Below are 19,318 nucleotides of genomic sequence, written 5' to 3'. Positions count from 1 at the left end.
CGACAAGGCCGCCGTCCACTGCAATGTGGGGGCGGCCTTGGTTGCATTCAGGCCTTGGCTGGCAACTTGCTCAGATGCAACGCCACCAACAGTGCCACCACCAGCAAACTGCCAATGAACAGGCCGATCCCGTTCCATCCTGCTTCATGCCAGAACACGCCACCGGCTGTACCGGCCACACTCGACCCCGCGTAGTAACTGAACAGGTATAGCGACGACGCCTGGCCCTTGGCTTTGGTCGCACGCCGTCCAATCCAGCTGCTGGCCACCGAGTGCGCGCCGAAGAAGCCGAAGGTGAACGCCAACATGCCGATGATCACCAGCAGCAAGGGGCTGAACAAGGTCAGCAGCAGACCACCAAGCATCAGCACGATAGTGCCCCAGAACACCCTGCGCCGACCTAGTCTGTCCGCCAGGGCGCCAATTTGCGCCGAGCTGTAGATACCAGACAAGTACACCACCGAGAGCAAGCCGACCAACGCCTGGCTCATGTGGTAAGGCTCGGCCAGCAGGCGGTAGCCAATGTAGTTGAACAGCGTAACGAACGCGCCCATCAGCAGGAATGCCTCGAGGAACAGCCAAGGCAATCCGGCATCGCGAAATTGCAGGGTGAAGCCTTCGAGTAGGCTGCGCGGGCCCAACGAGCGTGGGCGGAAGTTACGGGACTCGGGAAGAATCTTCCAGAATACGGCCGCTGCAATCAGTGCCAGGCTACCGATTACCAGCAGCGCTGTGTGCCAGCTTACAAAATCGATCAGTACGCCGGTGATCAGACGACCACTCATGCCGCCGATAGCGTTTCCGCCGATGTATAACCCCATGGCCAGACCGATGTGCTGGGGGTGAATCTCTTCACTCAGATAAGTCATCGCCACTGCCGCCAGGCCGCTCAGCGACAGCCCAAGCAGGGCGCGGCTCAGCAATACGCCGTGCCAACTTGGCATCAGGGCGCTGACGATGGTGCACAACGCTGCGCAGAACAATGCAAAGACCATCACCGGCTTGCGCCCGAAGCGGTCGGAGATTGGTCCGGTGATCAGCAAGCCGATCGCCAGAGTAGCCGTCGATACCGAGAGAATCAGGCTGCTTTGGGCCGCGCTGATGGAAAACTCCTGGGACAACAGCGGCATCATGGGCTGTACGCAATAGAGCAGGGCGAAGGTGGCAAAGCCACCGCAGAACAGCGCCAGCACCGTACGCAGGAAGGCCGGTGTGCCCTTTTCAATCCAGTTCTCGTTGAGGTTGGCGACGATTTCGTCGAGCGGAGCAGGGGACAGTTTGTGGACAGGTGAAGCAACAGCAGTTTTCACGGGTGACCTCGGGGGCGCTACGGCCTGTCAGGCAGTGAAAAAAGCATATAGCTGGCTAATGATCATTTCCAATATATTGTTCGACCTGTTTAAGAGGTTTTACGACCTATTGAGGTGTTCATGGAATTGCGCCACCTGCGCTACTTCATTGCCGTTGCCCAAGAGCTGCATTTTGGCCGGGCGGCGCAGAATCTGGGAATTTCCCAGCCGCCGCTGAGCCAGCAGATTCAAGCGCTGGAGCAAGAGCTGGGAGCGCGCCTGTTTGAACGTACCAATCGTCGGGTCGCGCTCAGCGAGGCGGGGCGGCTGTTTCTCGAGGAGGCACGCTTGGTCCTGGCACAGGTCGACAAAGCGGCGGATGTCGCCCGTCGCGCGCAGTTAGGCGAACTGGGTGAAATGAAAATCGGCTTTACCTCGTCAGCGCCGTTCAACTCCAGCATCCCCAAGGCCATCTACGCCTTTCGCCAGCGTTTTCCGGCGGTGCACTTGAATCTCAGCGAAATGAGCAGTCAGGCGGTCGCCGACGCCTTGCTCGACGAGTCCATCGAAGTCGGGTTGATGCGCCCGCTGGCCCTGCCCGAGAGCCTGGTTGCAAAGGAGCTGTTTCGCGAGCCACTGGTGGCGGTGATCAACGCCGCTCATCCGCTGGCCCAGGGCAACGAAGCGGGCGTGCATTTGGCCGCGCTGGCCGATGAGCCGTTCGTGTTCTTCCCGCGCAGCTATGGCAGTGGCTTGTACGCACAGTTGCTCAATCTGGCACGCCAGGCCGGATTCAGTCCGCACTTTGCCCAAGAGGCGAGTGAGGTGATGACGATCATCGGATTGGTGTCGGCGGGGCTGGGTGTGTCGGTGTTGCCGGCTTCATTCCAGCGTATGCGTATCGATGGCGTGGTGTACCGCCAGCTCCTGGATGAAGGCGCGGACACGGCGGTCTGGCTGGTACAGCGACGAGCCTCTTCGACGACGATGGCCGATGCCTTTGCGAGCCTTTTGTGTGACGAGCAACTTCATTGATTTGAAGGGCTGGATGGTGCTGGCTAAACCGACGCTGCGCCGACATACTCGGTCATTCCCAGATACACGGAGGTCTTTCCATGCGGCGCGTGGTGTTCAATCAGAAAGGTGGTGTGGGCAAATCGAGCATCGCTTGCAACCTTGCGGCGGTGAGTGCCAATGAAGGCTATCGAACCTTGCTGATCGACCTGGATGCTCAGGCTAACTCGACCCAGTACCTCACCGGTTTGACCGGCGAGGACATTCCCATGGGCATTGCCGACTTCTTCAAGCAAACCCTGTCGTCCGGGCCGTTTGCCAAGAAGAACAAGGTGGATATCTACGAGACCCCCTTCGACAACCTGCACGTGGTGACCGCCACTGCCGAGTTGGCTGATCTGCAGCCCAAGCTCGAGGCCAAACACAAGATCAACAAGCTGCGCAAATTGCTCGACGAGCTGGACGAGGATTACGACCGGATCTATCTGGATACCCCGCCAGCGCTGAACTTTTACGCAGTTTCTGCGTTGATCGCTGCTGATCGCGTGTTGATCCCTTTTGACTGCGATAGCTTTTCACGCCAAGCGCTGTACGGCCTGCTGGCCGAAATCGAGGAACTCAAGGAAGACCATAACGAAGACCTGCAGGTTGAAGGCATCGTGGTCAATCAGTTCCAGGCGCGCGCCAGTCTACCCCAGCAGATGCTAGATGAACTGCTGGCCGAGGGCTTGCCGGTACTGCCGGTGTACCTCAACAGCTCGGTGAAAATGCGTGAGTCGCATCAAGCCAGCTTGCCTTTGATTCATCTGGAGCCGCGGCACAAGCTGACTCAGCAGTTTGTCGAACTGCACTCGCTGCTCGAAGAAAACGCCTAGATACCCTGGCTACGCAGCCATTCGAGCAATTGCTGGAGTGGGAACGCACCGCTCTGACGCGCCACTTCCCGGCCATTCTTGAACAGGATCAGGCTGGGGATCGAGCGAATCGCCAATTGCCCCGCCAATTGCTGGTTGGCCTCGCTGTCGAGCTTGGCCAGCCGGCAGCGTCCACTCAGCTGACTGGCTGCTTGCTCGAAAATCGGCGCGAAGGACTTGCACGGCCCACACCAATCGGCCCAGACGTCGATCAACAGCGGCAGATCGCCCTTGATCTGGCTGGCGTAGTCGCCTTGCTTGAGCTCAAAGGGTCTGGTCAACAAGACTGGATACTTGCAGCGACCACACTTGGGCGCATCGCCCAGGCGATCGGCAGGAAGGCGGTTCAGGCCGTTGCAGTGAGGGCAGGGAATCACTAGCGGGTCGGTCATCGATACTCCAGGAATCTAGGGTTCTGTAGGGTCAAGACGAGCAACTGATCTCCAGGTGCTTGCCCCACTCGGGAGGCCGTTGGGCATAGGCCTGCATGCCCGGCTGCTCTTCGAACGGCTTGGTCAGCACCTGGTGCAGTCGTCTCACTTCGGTGTAGTCGCCACCTTCCGCTGCCTCAATGGCGCGTTGCGCCAGGTAATTACGCAGGATGTACAGCGGATTGACGGCGTGCATGCGCTCTCGGCGTCCGTCAGCGTTGCCGGGCTCGCGCTGCAGGCGTGCAAGGTAGTCTTCGGCCCAGCGGTCGAAACCTTCGAGGTCGATAAAGTCGTCGCGCACAACGCGTACCGCTGCGTCGGCAGGCTGCTCGCCGAGCCCGCGGAAGAACAGGGTGTAGTCGACTGCGCCCGGCTGCATCAATTTCAGCAGGCGCTCGATCAGCGCCTTGTCGCCGTCTTCGGCCTGCTGCAAACCCAGGCGTCGGCGCATCAGGTGCAAGTAGTGAGCTTCGTACAGTGGCAGGAACAACGTCAGGGTGTCCTGCAATGCCTCGACACTGATGAACGGCGTCAGCGCCTGGGCCAGGGCGCTCAGGTTCCAGTGGGCGATGGGTACCTGATTGCTATAGCTGTAGCGGCCTTGATCGTCTGAGTGATTGCAGATGAAGTTGGCGTCGAAGTCATCCAGGAACGCGAACGGGCCGAAGTCGAAGGTGATGCCCAGAATCGACATGTTGTCGGTGTTCATCACCCCATGACAGAAGCCATAGGCCTGCCACAGGGCGATCATTTCGGCGTTGCGCTCGACGATGCTGCGAAACATCGCCAGGTAAGGCTCAGGCTCGGTCTGGCATTCGGGAAAGTGCAGGCTCAGCACGTGCTCGGCCAGAATGCGTTGCTGCTCGGGCTGGCGCGTGTAGTAGAAGTACTCGAAATGCCCGAAGCGAATATGGCTGGGCGCCAGGCGTAGCAGCATTGCCGCGCGTTCCTGGGTTTCGCGCCATACCGGCGTGCTCGAACCGATTACGCACAAGGCTCGGCTGCTGGGGATGCCCAAGGCATGCAGGGCTTCGCTGGCGAGGAACTCGCGGATCGAGGAACGCAGCACTGCACGGCCGTCGCCCATGCGCGAATAGGGCGTCAGGCCAGCGCCCTTGAGGTGTAGGTCCCAATGCTCGCCAGCGTCGTTGTACACCTCGCCCAGCAGCAAACCGCGACCGTCGCCCAGGCGTGGGCTGTAGCCACCGAATTGATGGCCGGAATAGACCATCGCCCGCGGCTCGGCTTCGCTCCACAATTTGTGGCCGCTGAAGAGTTCGGCAAACACGGGTGAATGCGCCTCGGTAGGCTCCAGATCCAGCAGGGCCATGGCGGCATCGCTTGCCACCACCAAGCGCGGCTCGGCAATCGGTTCGGGCAGCACCGAGGTTGAGAATGCATCGCCCAGGCGGGCAAAGCGGTTGTCGAAGTTCAGTTCGTCGAGGGCTTTCAACGGCCATCTCCTGCAGAATATCCGATCATTCTGCAAGGGTATGGCCGTCGGCGTCCAGTCAGGTCGGTTTGCCGGTGGCCTCGTCGTCCGGCTTTTTGTCGAGGTCCAGCGCAGTGTTCACCGTGACGGTCTTGTCCATGCTCTCAACGGGTACCATTTTGTATTCCTGGCCCTGCATGTTCTTCAGGTAGATCTCCATCTGTCGAAACGAGATATTGATCTTTTGCTTCTTGAATTCCTTGTTGATGAAGCGGTTGATCTCGTCCAGCACCGGGTTGCGGTCACCCAGGTCACGTACATGCATGCGCAGTTCGTGGTCCAGGGTGCTTTCGCCGAAGTTCAGGAAGTAGACAATCGGTTCTGGCTCTTTGAGTACCCGCGGGTTTTCGCTGGCAGCCTTGAGCAACAGGGTGCGTACCAGGTCCAGGTCCGAACCGTAGTCGACACCAAGCTTGAGTGTGACTCGAGTGATGGTGTCGGTCAGCGACCAGTTGATCAGTTGCCCGGTAATGAAGGTTTTATTCGGGACAATGATGTCTTTGCGATCGAAGTCGGTAATGGTCGTGGCACGGATACGGATTTTACTGACCGTACCAGACAAGTTGCCGATGGTGATGGTGTCACCGATACGCACGGGACGCTCGAACAAGATCATGATGCCGGAGATGAAGTTGGCGAAAATCTCCTGCATGCCGAAGCCCAGACCCACCGACAACGCAGCCACCAGCCACTGCAATTTGTCCCAGCTGACCCCGAGGGCGGAAAGGGTCGAGACAAAGCCGACACCGGCAATCACGTAGGACAGTAGGGTAGTGGTGGCGTAAGCACTGCCTTGCGCCAGATTCAGGCGCGACAGCACCAGCACTTCAAGCAGGCCAGGCAAGTTGCCAGCCAAGGCAATGGTAATACCGATGATCACCAGGGCACCGAGCAGGTCGCTTAGGCTGATCGGCACCATGCTCATGGTTGCGCCGGTGCCGCTGGTGTATTCGTATAGGGTGATGTTGTCGAGGTAGGCAACCACGCTGATCAGATCGGACCAGACCCAGTACAGCGCACCGATGAAACCACCCAGCAAGGCCAGGCGGATGAGGCGCAAGGATTGCTGGTTGACCTGTTCGATGTCCAGGGTCGGTTCTTCGACAATCACTTCGCCGTCCAGGCCTTCCTTGGTGGTCTGCTGGCGTTTGCTCAATGCCCGCTGGTAGGCCAGGCGTCGCGCCGCCACCGCCAGACCGCGCACGAAGGCCGCTTCGATCACCAGCCAGAACATCAGCAGATAGAGGGTATCGATGAGGCGATCGGTAAGCTTCAACGCGGTGTAGTAATAGCCGAAGCAAACGGCGATGAACAAGGCGATCGGCAGGGCGGTGAACGCTACGCCCACGGCCTGGCGGAACAGCGATGTGTTGCGGTGGGCAGGACTGCTGAGCAGCAGCCGGCTAAGCAGCCATGCCATCAGGGCATAACAGGTCAAGACCACGCCGATACCCAGCACGTCGTCCGCCAGTGCCGAAGGTTGGTGCTCGGCCACTGCCACGACACCGACCAAGGCCAGGACCACGGCGCCAAGGCGGCGAATCCAGCGACGCAGGAACTCCACTTGTGGCTTGTCCCATCGGAAGTGCAACTCGGCCACACCGCCCGGGGCAAGCACTCTGTAGGCGGTGTAGAACACCAGCCAGGCCTGGGCGATCTGCCACAGCGCCGCGCCGAGGTTGGCGTTCTGACCACGGGCATCGATCTGCAGGGCAAAACCGCACAACGCCAGGCCGAGGCTCACCGGCAAGGCCAGGAGAATGTTGATCAGAATCGCCTGAGGGGTGTGCCATTGACTGTCGCGCTTGAAGTGACCGACGTCCTGATGAACTTTGTTGAGGCGCTGATACAGGTATTTACGTCGCCACAGCAGGGCACCGATCAACAGCAACAACGGCAGGAATAGCAGCGGACGCTGGGTCAGGCCGTCGCCCAACTCCTTGAGCCCGGAGCCCCAGGGCAGGCTTACCAGTTGCTTCTGCAGGCGTTCGGGGACGGTCTGCAGCCACTCGAGGTCGAGGGGTTTGTTACTCGGAATCCAGAACATCTGCTCGTCGAGCGTGGTGCGCAAGCTCTGAGAGGTGCTGAGCAACTGCTTTTCGTTCAATTGCAGGGTGATGGATTCATTGAGCAGGGCACTCAGTTCGCGATTCAGGCGTTCCAGCAGGTCGCTGCGCGTAATCACCACTTCCAGCAAGGCTTTGCGCAGTTGTGGGGTAACGTTTTCGTTGGGCTGGTTGACGAGCAGTTTGTCGACATAGCTGCTAGGACTGGTGATCTGTTCGCGCTGTTGGTTGATCTCAAACTGATAGAGGCGGATATCGGCGATCTGGTCAGCCAGGTTGCGGTCGACTTTCAGGTGCGGCAGTGCCTGCTTTTGCTTGTAGAGAATCTTCGACAGCAGCAGGCTGCCCTTGAGCACACTGATCTGTTCTTCCAGGGCCTGGTCGGCCTGGGTCAGGCTGTCCAATTGTTGCTTGGTCTTGAGATTCTGCTGGGTCAGCTCGTTGAGGCGGTCGGTGCTGCGCAGCAAGTAATCCGAGAGTTTGAGGTTCGCTGCGCTTTCAGTGGCAAGCAGGGTGCTGCCGCCGGCTTTCTGCGCTTCCAGGGACTGTTCGGTAACGGTCTGTTGGGATTGCGCCAGGCGCTTTTGGTTGACCAGCGTCTGCAGGTCCTGGATTTCTTGTTCAAGACGTGCGGCGCGCTCGATCAGCAGGTCATGCTGGCTGTTGCCCAAGTCTTGCAACAGGCTGTTGCCGGCCAATTCCTGACGACGCAACACGGTTACCGCATTGAGTGCGGCCAGCTCGGCATTGAGCTGGTTGCGCAGGTCGGCTGTCAGCGGTTTGCCGCCATCCTTGCCGAGTTTAAGGATGTTGTTGATCTGCTGGGAGCGGGTCTGGTTGGCACTGATTTCTGCCTGTGAGCGCTCCGGTCGGGTTTGCGAGGTGATGGTCAGGCTGTTGGCTTCAGACAACGCCTTTTGCAGCTCCCCTTGCTCGGTGGTACGTTCGGCCAGCAGCTGTTCCAGTTGCGGCAAGGTCTGCGTGGCATAGCGTTGGGCGGCAGGAACTACCTTGCTTTCATTGAGCTTGGCCAGCTCTCGTTGATTCTCGCTGGTACGCCGAGGCGCTTCACTCAATTGTTGCTTGAGTGCCTGGAGCTTTTTCTCGCTGTCTTCCTTGGTGCTGAGGAAAGCCAGGGTGTTCTCGAGCACCTGTTGCACGGCCTTCTGTTCGGCTTCGGGCAGCTTTCGTTCAGCGATTTTGTCCAGACTGTGTTGAATGGACGCACGGGTTGGCGGCTCTGCGGCCCAGGCGAAGGAGAGTGACAGGCACAGCCCGAGCAGGGCTGCGCATAGGGAAGTGCGCAGGGACATAGGCAGAAAGTTCTTACAACCAGGGGCGAAGTTTGAGTTTAAAGGAACAACCCGGGGCCGGGTCGAGTACCTTCGGGGAATTTGACGCCCACTTTGAGGATCTTGTTCCCCTCCATCACCGCCACTGTCCATAGTGTGTTGTTCCATTCGATCTGGTCGCCGACCACGGGTGCACCGCCAACCTTCTGGGCAATGAAGCGGCTGAGCGGCATATGCGGGTCTTGTCCGTCGAGCTGCAAACCGTACAACGTCGCTACAGCCCCCAGTTCTGCGTCACCTTCGAGAACGAAGTCACCGAAGAAACGTAAATCGAGCCCGCGTTGTGGCGCCTGACTGAACAGCTTGCCAAGGGCCGGCAGGTTGTGTTCGTGGCCGATTACACAGAGCAGATCGTCGGTTTCCAGGGTGGTACTTCCCGACGGATGGAGCAGTTGTTGACCGCGAAAAAGGGCAGCGATACGCGTGCCTTCAGGCATTTTCAGCTCGCGCAGGGCTGCACCGATACACCACTTTTCCGCACTGAGGCGGTAGACGAACAGCTCCCACTCGCTGGTGATATGCACCTCCAGGGCTGAGCGGGAGATCGGTGCCGGGTCTGGCGGCACAGTCACCTTGAGCAGCTTGGCCATCCACGGCAGGCTGGTGCCTTGTACCAACAGCGAGACCAGAACAATAAAGAACGCCAGGTTGAAGAACAGCTGGGCGTCGGGCAAGCCGGCCATCAGCGGGAACACTGCAAGAATGATCGGCACCGCGCCGCGCAGGCCCACCCAGGAAATAAAGGCTTTTTCGCGACCATGGAAGGCCTTGAACGGCAACAGGCTGGCAACCACCGACAAGGGCCGGGCGAAAATAATCATCCACAGCGCCAGGCCCAAGGCGGGCAGGGCTATGGGCAGTAAGTCGTGGGGGGTTACCAGCAAGCCGAGGACCAGGAACATACCGATCTGTGCGAGCCAGGCCATACCATCGAGCATATGCAGAATGCCGTGGCGGCTACGAATTGGCCGGTTGCCCAACACCAGGCCGCACAGATAAACGGCGAGGAAACCACTGCCGTGCAGGGCGTTGGTCAGGGAGAACACCACCAGGCCACCGGCCACGACCAGAATCGGGTAGAGGCCACCCGCCAAATTGATGCGATTGACCATTTGCAGCATCAGCCAGCCTCCGCCAAGACCCAGCAGGCCGCCAATACCGAATTCGCGCAGCAGGTGAGTGAGCAGGCTCCAGTGCAAGCCGGTCTGGCCGCTGGCGATCATGTCGATAAGCGTGACGGTGAGAAACACCGCCATCGGGTCATTACTGCCCGATTCGATTTCCAGCGTCGCGGTGACCCGCTCGTTCAGGCCTTTGCCGCCCAGCAGCGAGAATACCGCTGCAGCGTCGGTGGAGCCTACGATAGCGCCAATCAACAGGCCCTGAATCAGACTCAGGTCGAACAGCCAGGCGGCTACCATACCGGTCAGCCCGGTGGTGATCAGCACGCCTACGGTGGCCAGAGACAGCGCTGGCCACAGCGCCACGCGGAAACTGGCCACGCGCGTGCGTAAACCACCATCGAGGAGGATTACGGCCAATGCCAGGTTGCCCACCAGGTAGGCGGTCGGGTAGTTGTTAAAGATGATGCCGCCGCCATCTACGCCTGCGGCCATGCCGACTGCGAGAATGATGACCAGAATCGGGATGCCCAGCCGGGATGACAGTGAGCTGACCAGAATACTTGCACCTACCAGCAATGCGCCGATCAAGAACAGGCTATTGATGGTGGACGCATCCAAAGGCAGTACTCCAGGGTAAAACAGGCGGGAGGGGTGGTGCTGAACAGGCAGGCTGCATGCGCTCTGATTCTAACCCGATGCCGGCGCGGGCTGTAAAGTGTTACCACATTCAGGGGCTTGTCATGGGTTGAAGTAGTGTTTTAAGCACTCATGGAAGGCAGCAGACTTTGACTACACCCATCGATGAACCCCTTGAACATATCGCCCGGCGATACATCGGGCAGTTTCCTGACTTGCAGGGCCTGGCCCGTCAGGCCGCAGGCCACCTGTTGAGGCGTCATTCAGGTTATTGGCTTGATCCCGACAGCGTCTATTGGCACGAATTCGACTCGGCGGCTTCCAGCTCGTTGAGCTTCACCGGATGGCGGCATTCGCGGCCGCCGCACCGATCACTGACCTTCACCGAACTGGTCATGCAACGCTTCAGCCCGGCGCAGCAGAGCGATACTGATGCACTGTCGGTCTATGGTGGCTTCTACCGGGTCGATAACAGCCATGGCGTGTACGACGAACGTAATGAACTGCGTCTTGCTCCCCAGTGGGTTCTCGAGAGGCTTTGGGAACTGGACTTTTCCGGGCAATACACGCGTTTGCTGGGGAGGTTTCGCCGCGAACGTGGCGACGATTTCTGTACCCTGGCAAGAGCGCGGTTGCTTGCCGCACTCGTCCCAGCGCCACTTACCGAAGCTGAGCGGGAGCAGGTATTGGCCAGCCTGCTGCCGGAAACCCAACTGCCGTTGGCTGTGTCTGCATTGCAGGCTTCAGCAACGGGTTCTGTGCAGGGCGGTTGGGCCGCATTGACTCTCGGTGGAATCGCCGCCCGCACCCTCTTTGTGCTGCCGCTGAGGACGGGGAGACGTTGCCTCTATCGTGCAGATGACCGCGGCGCCCTGGTTGTATTCGAGCGTCAACGAGACCTAAAGGCTTGGCTGCAGGACCAGGTCACGACGCAGGAAGGTCGCGAGCGGATGATGCTGCACTTTGTCGGTGGTGATGTGCTGGCGCAGGCCTTGCGCGGGCAATTGCGCAAATACTTCCAGGTAATGGTTAGCGAGCCGGATTACGTGCGCATCGGCTCTCAGCGCGTGTCTGGTGATTTAATCGTGCACCTGCGCGAGCAGGTCATGGATGAATTGGTCAGTAATGCTCATGAACGGCTGACGTCCAATGCCCAGTTGCGCAAGGCCTCCTGGCTGTCCAGCCTGCAGGCAACGGCGTTGATCATCGCGCCGATGACACCATTGGGTTGGCCGCTGGCGCTGACATCGCTGGGCATCGGCGTTAGCATGTTGGCGCTACACCTGGACATGGCGATCAACGGCAAGGCGGCCTGGCGAGCGAACGCTTGGTGGGCTGTGCTGATGGACATGCTGTTCATTCTGCTCGACGCCGGCATGATCCGTTCCAGCGAGCTGTTTGCACGCTCTCCTGTGCCTACTCGTGTCGCTGGGCAGGTAGGTGCCGTGAGCAGTCCGCAGTGGGAGATTTACATGCGCCCGGCAGCAAACGAACTGCTGGCCTCTTCGGACCAAGCGCTTGCCCGCCAGGAGTCACTGCTGGCTGCAGTGCCGTTGGCCGATGCTGAGGCGGTGGGTGCAGCGGGCGAATACCTTGATGCATTCAGCGAGCCTTTGGCGGTATACCGCGACGAGCTTGGCTTCGGGTCGCCCGCGATCTATGAATACAGCCACTCCCCAGCGCGTTACAACAACCTATGGCGTGGATTGCCGCTGGAGGATGATCTGGTCGACAGCATTCGGCGCAGTCACCGCTTGGCGGAGGCGTTAGAGCAGGTCGGCGTGCACAACAATGTGCGGATGTACCGAGCGGCGTCGAGCATACGAGGAACTGGCACCTTGGCTTTTCGCGAAGGCCGGCTGGGGGTAGGTGATGTGCTGGTCACCACGGATTTTTGCTCGTTCACCGATAACCCTTATGCGCTTTGGGAGGTTTTCAATAACCCACTAGCGCAGGTCAGTGGTGCTGTGATATTCGATGACAGTGCGGTGATTTATAGCCTGGAACCAGGCGAATCAGCGCAAGTGACGCCAGTGGCACCGTTCTCCACCAGACCGGATGAAGTGGAGTCGCTGATGATGCCCGGGCGATATCTGCAGATTGAGCAGGTGACAGCTGTGCAAGGAAAGGCTTATCGCTTCATGGAGGTGCGGTTGAAAGCGTTGGCCGAAGCGCCTGACAGCGCAATCGTGTACGACATGCACAGCGGCGAGCAGTTCGATCGCATGGCAATGACGCAGCGATTGGGTGCTGCTGACGATGACTCATTGATGAGGCGATTTTTTCCGTTGCCGACATGAGTCGCTGACGGCAGGCGGGTATTAGCAAAAAGGCACTCTCGCGAGTGCCTTTTGGTCGTAACGCAGACGTTAAGCCTGTTTCACTTCACGCATCGGCTTGCCTTTGACCGGCGCCTCGTTGGCCACGTAATACTTGGCTGTGCTGCGCGGCAACGATTGGCGGCCACGGATCTTGTCGGAGATTTTCTCGGCGATCATGATCGTGGTGGCGTTGAGGTTGCCGGTGATGATGATCGGCATGATCGAGGCATCGACAACACGCAGGCCCTGCATGCCGTGCACACGGCCCTGTCCATCTACCACGGCCATGTCGTCGATACCCATCTTGCACGAGCAGGAAGGGTGGAACGCGGTTTCGGCGTGCTCACGGATGAATTTGTCCAGTTCCTCGTCGGTCTGCACGTCGGCGCCAGGGCTGATTTCGCGACCCCGGTAAGCGTCCAGTGCAGGCTGAGCCATGATTTCGCGAGTCAGGCGAATGCCGTCACGAAATTCCTGCCAGTCCTGCTCGGTGGCCATGTAGTTGAACAAAATGCTTGGATGTTGGCGTGGGTCTTTGGACTTGGCCTGGATGCGACCGCGGCTTGGCGAGCGCATCGAACCCATGTGCGCCTGGAAACCGTGTTCCTGTACACCATTGCTGCCGTTGTAGTTAATCGCAACCGGCAGGAAGTGGTACTGGATGTTCGGCCACTTGAACTCTTCGCGAGTACGGATGAAACCACCCGCTTCGAACTGGTTGCTGGCGCCGATACCGGTGCCGTTGAACAGCCACTCGGCACCGATGGCCGGCTGGTTGTACCAGAGCAGCGAAGGATAGAGGGACACAGGCTGGGTGCATGCATACTGCAGGTAGAGTTCCAGGTGGTCCTGCAGGTTCTCACCGACACCCGGCAGGTCATGGACCACTGGAATGTCGAGGCTTTTCAGAAGTTCAGCCGGGCCGACGCCAGAACGTTGCAGCAACTGCGGCGAGGCGATGGCGCCGCTGCAAACGATGACTTCCTTGCGGGCACGGGCTTCAACGCGCTCTTCGCCAGCGCCGACCAGGTAGGTCACGCCCACGGCGCGCTTGCCGTCGAACAGGATTCGATCGGTCAGAGCGTGAGTGACGATGGTCAGGGTCGAACGCTTCTTGGCGGTGTCCAGGTAACCGCGAGCGGTGCTGGAGCGACGGCCCTTCGGCGTTACGGTGCGGTCCATAGGGCCGAAACCTTCCTGCTGATAGCCGTTGAGGTCTTCGGTGCGCGGGTAACCGGCCTGTACACCGGCTTCGACCATGGCATGGAACAGCGGATTATTCCCGGCTTTAGGCGTGGTCACGCTGACCGGGCCTTCGCCGCCGTGGTAGTCGTTCGGACCGATGTCACGGGTTTCCGCCTTGCGGAAGTACGGTAGGCAGTCCAGGTAGGTCCAGTCTTCCAGGCCTGGCAATTCAGCCCAGCCGTCGAAGTCCATGGCGTTGCCGCGGATATAGCACATGCCGTTGATCAGCGAGGAGCCACCGAGGCCTTTGCCGCGACCGCATTCCATTCGGCGGCCGTCCATATGTGGCTCGGGATCGGTCTCATAGGCCCAGTTGTAGCGACGGCCTTGCAGCGGGAAGGCCAGGGCGGCTGGCATCTGGGTGCGAAAATCCAGGCGGTAGTCAGGGCCACCGGCCTCCAGCAGCAGGACAGTAACGTCTTTGTCTTCGGTCAGGCGCGTCGCCAGGGTGTTACCAGCCGAGCCGGCACCGACGATGATGTAGTCAAATTCCATGGCTTTCTCCGAAAGCAGCTGCAAGCCTCAAGCTCCAAGCCGCTAGAAACAGCGGTTGCGCGAGGCTCGCAAATTAGTGGGAGTTGCAAGTACGCGTCGGCGTAGCGCGCGCCGCCAGGTACTTGCAACTTGCCGCTTGAAGCTGTTGCTTCAGAGGCGTGTCGCCTCAGAAAACCGAGGTGTACCCACCCAGTTCAACCTGTACCGATTTGATACGGGTGTACTGAGCCAGCGAGCTCACGCCGTTTTCGCGGCCGACACCGGACTGCTTGTAGCCGCCAACCGGCATTTCAGCTGGCGATTCGCCCCAAGCGTTGATCCAGCAGATACCGGCTTCCAGTTGATGGATGATGCGGTGGGCGCGGCTGATGTCGTTGGTGCAGACGCCGGCGGCCAGGCCGTATTCGGTGTCGTTGGCACGACGAATGACTTCTTCTTCGCTCTCGTAGGAGAGGATGCTCATCACTGGGCCAAAGATTTCTTCTTTGACGATGGTCATGTCGTCTTGGCAATCGGTAAACACAGTGGGGGCCACGAAAGCACCTTTGGCGAACTCGCCATCGGTCAGACGTTCGCCACCGCACAGTACGCGCGCACCTTCTTCCTTGCCCTTGGCGATGTAGCTCAGCACGCTTTCCATGTGAGCGAAGCTGACCAGTGGACCGAAGTTGGTATTTTCGTCTTCTGGGTTACCAACACGGATTCGCGCAACGCGCTCGGCAATCTTGGCCTCGAAGGCTGCTTTCATCGAAGCAGGGACGAATACGCGGGTGCCGTTGGTGCAGACCTGGCCCGAACTGTAGAAGTTGGCCATCATGGCGATATCGGCGGCGCGATCGAGATCAGCGTCTTCACAGATGATCAGCGGCGACTTGCCGCCCAGTTCCATGGTGACTTCCTTGAGCGTCGAGCTCGAGGCGCTGGCCATGACCTTCTTGCCGGTCGTGGTGCCGCCGGTGAAGGAGATTTTTTCGATGCGCGGGTGCTCGGTCAGCCAGGTGCCGACTTCGCGGCCGCTACCGGTCAGAACGTTGAACACGCCGTCTGGGAGGCCAGCTTCGGTGTAGATTTCGGCCAGTTTCAGGGTCGTCAGCGAGGTGACTTCGCTTGGCTTGAAGATCATCGCGTTGCCGGCGGCCAGGGCTGGAGCGGATTTCCACAGCGCAATCTGGATCGGGTAGTTCCAGGCGCCGATACCCACTGTCACACCGAGCGGCTCGCGGCGGGTGTAGACGAACGAGCTGTCGCGCAGCGGGATCTGCTCGCCTTCGATGGCCGGTACCAGGCCTGCGTAGTATTCCAGCACGTCGGCGCCGGTGACGATGTCGACGTAGCGGGTTTCGGAGTACGACTTGCCGGTGTCCAGGGTTTCCAGGGCGGCCAGCTCATCGTTGCGCTCACGCAGAATGTCGACGGCGCGACGCAGGATGCGCGAACGCTGCATGGCGGTCATGGCCGCCCAGACCTTCTGGCCGCGCTCGGCGCTTTCTACTGCGCGCTCGACGTCTGCTTCGGTGGCGCGTTGCACCTGGGCGAGGACTTCGCCGTTGGCCGGGTTGATGGCTTCAAAGGTAGCGTCGCTGGAAGCGTCGACATAACCACCATCAATGTAAAGTTTTTGCAGTTCGAAACGGGCCATAGTGTCCTCGCAAGTGCATTGTGGTTTGGCTATCCGAGCGACGCTCCTGCCTGTTTGGCAATTGCGGCGCGTAGTGGTTCAGAGGTCCGGGTTTGTGTGTTCGGACTCGTCTGCTTCGCCAGTTGTAGATCCATGTATTCGTAAGCGATTTGTTTCGCCTGGTCGGTGTCGAAAGCTTCTCCGGACAGCGCACCGCGCAGCCACAGACCATCGATCAACGCTGCCAGCCCACGCGCCGCAGTGCGTGCCTCAGGCAGCGGCAGGACGCGGCGGAACTGGCAGCACAGGTTGGAATACAAGCGGTGATCGTTGATCCGCTGCAACCTGTGCAAAGACGGCTGGTGCATGCTGGAGGCCCAGAAGGCCAACCAGGTTTTCATTGCCGGGCCGTTGACCTGACTGGCGTCGAAGTTGCCTTCGATGATCACCTGCAGGTGGGCACGCGGGCTGTTGTTCTTGAGCGCCTGCCGGTTGGCGACGACGTTCTCGCTCAGCACGCTCATCAAGTACTGCATAGTCGCTGCGATCAGGCCGTTCTTGTCCTGAAAGTAGTGACTGATGATGCCATTCGACACACCGGCCAAACGGGCGATCAGCGCAATGCTGGCGTCTCCCATGCCGACCTGGTCGATAGCCAGCAATGTGGCTTCGATTAACTGCTGGCGGCGAATAGGTTGCATACCGACCTTGGGCATTTTGCAAATCTCCTCAGGCCTGCGAGCAGACGACGAGCGGCTGCCTCGGCGAAGGCCAGTCTATTTTGTTTTGATTGAACGTTCAATCAACAAAGAATAAGCTCTGCGACAATCTGTGCCATTGACAGGAATTTTCCACTGTTCAGCGACACAAATTGGCACCCCAAAAAGACGTGTAACCCCAGGAATACAAGGCGTTGACGGGCGCAGGCGGCGCGTTGAACAGATCTGCCGAGCGGTAACACATCGCGCGGCGCTACCCTCGGAGCGGGGTATCGGTTCTGTTTTTTTCAACGCAATCGATTCGGGATCACGGTTTTTCAAGGTGCTTTTATAACACCTGACGCAGTGGGGCTATTGCACCATTTGCTCAGGCAAAGGTCGTTTCGTTTCTCTCGCACTGCCCGGAGCCTACGTGCAATGAGTTCCTCACTTATCAAGACCCCTGCCGAGAGGGTCCGGGTCAATAGCGTGGTGTTCTACACCTCGACGCTACTGATCCTGCTTTTGACTGCCTTGCTTATTGCGGTTCCCGAAACAGCTGGCCGCGTGCTCGGCCAGGCCCAGGCCTGGCTGTCGCGCAGCTTTGGCTGGTACTACATGCTGGTGATTGGCGGTTATCTGCTGTTCGTCATCGTTCTGGCCTTCTCCAACTTCGGCAAGCTCAAGCTTGGCGGCAAGGATGACAAGCCGGACTTCAGTTACGGTGCCTGGGCCGGCATGCTGTTTTCTTCCGGTATCGGTATTTCGCTGCTGTACTTCGGTGCTTCCGAGCCGCTGGACCACTACTTCAACCCGCCACAAGGTTCGCCGGCCAGCCTCCAGGCCGCCCGTGAAGGGTTGCAGTTGACCTTCCTGCACTGGGGCCTGCACGGCTGGGCAATCTATGCCCTGGTTGGTCTGGCCGTGGCCTACTTCGCTTATCGCCACAACCAACCATTGGCGTTGCGTTCGGCGCTCTATCCGCTGGTCGGCGAGCGTTGGGTCAAGGGTGCTGCGGGCCACACCGTGGACATCTTCGGCATGTTCGTAACCTTGCTGGGCCTGGTGACCAACCTTGGTATCGGCTCGATGCAGGTGTCCTCGGGCCTGGAATACTTGTTTGGCATGGATCACAGCAAAACCAACCTGCTGATCGTGATTCTGGTGATGAGCACCGTGGCGACCATTGCGGCGGTGTCGGGTGTGGAAAATGGCATTCGTCGCTTGTCCAACCTGAACATCATTCTGTTCAGCGGCCTGTTGCTGTTCGTGTTGCTCAATGGTCCAACCCTGCATTTGCTCAATAGCTTCGTGCAGAACATCGGTGACTACCTCAATGGCGCGGTGCTCAAGACCTTTGATCTTTATGTCTATGAAGGCGACGGCGCCAAGTCCGAACGCTGGTTGGGCTTGTGGACCGTGTTCTATTGGGCCTGGTGGATTTCCTGGGGTCCATTTGTCGGTATGTTCATTGCCCGCATCTCTCGTGGCCGTACTGTTCGTGAACTGGTCGCTGGTGTGCTGCTGATTCCGTTGGGCTTTACCCTGGCCTGGCTTTCGATATTCGGCAACACGGCTCTGGACCTGGTGATCAACCAGGGCGCGGTAGAGCTGGGGCGAACAGCGCTGGAACAGCCCTCGATGTCGATCTACCAACTGCTTGAACACTTCCCGGCAGCCAAGATCGTTGTTGGCGTGGCCATCTTCGTCGGCTTCGTGTTGTTCCTGACGCCGGCTGACTCCGGTGCGGTAATGATGGCCAACCTTTCGTGCAAAGGTGGCAACGTTGACGAAGATGCGCCGCATTGGCTGCGTATTCTGTGGTCGGCAATCATCACCGTAGTCACCGTAGGTTTGCTGTTCGCGGGTAACTTCGAAGCCATGCAAACCATGGTGGTGCTGGCTGGTCTGCCGTTCTCGGTGGTATTGGTGTTGTTCATGTTCGGCTTGTACAAGGCCATGAAGCAGGATAGCCAGATCGAGCAGGAGCAAGCGGAGCTGGCAGCTCGTGGTCGTCGCGGCTTCAGCGAGCGTCTTAGTCAGTTGGATCTACAGCCGACCCAGGCGATGGTCCAGCGCTTCATGGATAAGCAGATCAGCCCGGCCTTGAAGGACGCTGCGCTACAGTTGCAGAACTTAGGCGTGGAGGTAGAAACCCGCATCGGCCAGTCGCGTTCGACCATAGGTCTGCGAGTGATGATGGAAGAGGGCAATCCTTTCGTTTATGAAGTAAGCCTGGACGGCTATCTGGCTGCTCCGAGCGAAGCGCCGGTCGAAGGTGAGAGTGAGGTGCGTCAGCGCTTCTACCGAGCCGAGGTGTACCTGCATAACGGTAGCCAGGAGTATGACCTGATGGGCTTTACACCTGATCAGATCACCCGTGATGTGCTTGATCAGTTCGAGAGCCATCGCCAGTTGCTGGGACGAGTGTACAGCTAACAAGTTATAGAGGTCCGACAAAGGCCCGGTTCGTGAGAATCGGGCCTTTGTCGTTTTGGCCGCCTTTGCACAGTGCTGTGATTGGCCAGCCATATGTACCGCAGGCGCAAGGTGACGCCGAAATACCCTGCGATGCTCTTGCCCACAGGAGCTATCCCACATGCCCAGCAATTCAACTCTTTCA

General features: G+C 59.2%; 12 protein-coding genes. 4 read left to right on the top strand and 8 right to left on the bottom strand.

Features of this window, described 5'->3' with window-relative positions:
* Positions 1 to 47 precede the first annotated feature (47 nt).
* On the bottom strand, positions 48 to 1,277 hold the full coding sequence (locus V0R60_RS02670) for an MFS transporter (RefSeq protein ID WP_256658400.1): 1,230 nt from the start codon (positions 1,275 to 1,277) through the stop codon (positions 48 to 50).
* Positions 1,278 to 1,430: 153 nt separating this feature from the next.
* Between V0R60_RS02670 and V0R60_RS02665 the strand changes: the two genes are divergently transcribed.
* Positions 1,431 to 2,324, top strand: coding sequence for a LysR family transcriptional regulator (locus V0R60_RS02665; RefSeq protein ID WP_136478572.1), 894 nt, complete (start codon positions 1,431 to 1,433; stop codon positions 2,322 to 2,324).
* 80 nt (positions 2,325 to 2,404) lie between these two features.
* Positions 2,405 to 3,178, top strand: coding sequence for a ParA family protein (locus V0R60_RS02660; protein ID WP_136478571.1), 774 nt, complete (start codon positions 2,405 to 2,407; stop codon positions 3,176 to 3,178).
* Here the strand turns inward: V0R60_RS02660 and trxC are convergent.
* The 4 genes from trxC to V0R60_RS02640 are packed head-to-tail and all read right to left on the bottom strand — an operon-like array spanning position 3,175 to position 10,300.
* Positions 3,175 to 3,609 (bottom strand): thioredoxin TrxC, encoded by a 435-nt coding sequence (gene trxC, locus V0R60_RS02655; RefSeq protein ID WP_136478570.1) that lies wholly within the window; start codon positions 3,607 to 3,609, stop codon positions 3,175 to 3,177. The genes V0R60_RS02660 and trxC overlap by 4 nt on opposite strands.
* Before the next feature lie 31 nt (positions 3,610 to 3,640).
* A complete protein-coding gene (gene selO / locus V0R60_RS02650; RefSeq protein WP_330078911.1) occupies positions 3,641 to 5,101 on the bottom strand; it encodes a protein adenylyltransferase SelO in 1,461 nt (486 codons plus the stop codon).
* A 58-nt stretch (positions 5,102 to 5,159) separates the two neighbouring features.
* A complete protein-coding gene (gene mscK, locus V0R60_RS02645) occupies positions 5,160 to 8,519 on the bottom strand; it encodes a mechanosensitive channel MscK (RefSeq protein ID WP_136478568.1) in 3,360 nt (1,119 codons plus the stop codon).
* Positions 8,520 to 8,557: 38 nt separating this feature from the next.
* Positions 8,558 to 10,300 (bottom strand): potassium/proton antiporter, encoded by a 1,743-nt coding sequence (locus tag V0R60_RS02640; protein WP_136478567.1) that lies wholly within the window; start codon positions 10,298 to 10,300, stop codon positions 8,558 to 8,560.
* A gap of 167 nt (positions 10,301 to 10,467) precedes the next feature.
* Here V0R60_RS02640 and V0R60_RS02635 point away from each other — a divergent pair, with 167 nt between their 5' ends.
* Positions 10,468 to 12,618 carry a dermonecrotic toxin domain-containing protein gene (locus V0R60_RS02635; protein WP_136478566.1) on the top strand — a complete coding sequence of 717 codons (2,151 nt, stop codon included), beginning with the start codon at positions 10,468 to 10,470 and terminating at the stop codon, positions 12,616 to 12,618.
* A gap of 69 nt (positions 12,619 to 12,687) precedes the next feature.
* Here the strand turns inward: V0R60_RS02635 and betA are convergent, their stop codons facing one another.
* The 3 genes from betA to betI form a co-directional block, all read right to left on the bottom strand.
* The gene (betA, locus tag V0R60_RS02630) at positions 12,688 to 14,379 is read right to left on the bottom strand and encodes a choline dehydrogenase (protein ID WP_330078912.1); all 1,692 of its coding nucleotides are present in this window, start codon (positions 14,377 to 14,379) and stop codon (positions 12,688 to 12,690) included.
* 166 nt (positions 14,380 to 14,545) lie between these two features.
* The gene (gene betB / locus V0R60_RS02625) at positions 14,546 to 16,018 is read right to left on the bottom strand and encodes a betaine-aldehyde dehydrogenase (protein ID WP_330078913.1); all 1,473 of its coding nucleotides are present in this window, start codon (positions 16,016 to 16,018) and stop codon (positions 14,546 to 14,548) included.
* A 29-nt stretch (positions 16,019 to 16,047) separates the two neighbouring features.
* Positions 16,048 to 16,713, bottom strand: coding sequence for a transcriptional regulator BetI (betI, locus tag V0R60_RS02620; protein ID WP_136478563.1), 666 nt, complete (start codon positions 16,711 to 16,713; stop codon positions 16,048 to 16,050).
* A 474-nt stretch (positions 16,714 to 17,187) separates the two neighbouring features.
* Between betI and V0R60_RS02615 the strand changes: the two genes are divergently transcribed.
* Positions 17,188 to 19,134, top strand: a complete 1,947-nt coding sequence (locus V0R60_RS02615; protein ID WP_256658399.1) for a BCCT family transporter — start codon at positions 17,188 to 17,190, stop codon at positions 19,132 to 19,134.
* The last annotated feature ends 184 nt before the right edge of the window (positions 19,135 to 19,318 follow it).

The sequence above is a fragment of the Pseudomonas auratipiscis genome (assembly GCF_036324085.1).
Lineage (GTDB): Bacteria > Pseudomonadota > Gammaproteobacteria > Pseudomonadales > Pseudomonadaceae > Aquipseudomonas > Aquipseudomonas auratipiscis.
This window is presented reverse-complemented; position numbering and strand designations above follow the sequence as displayed.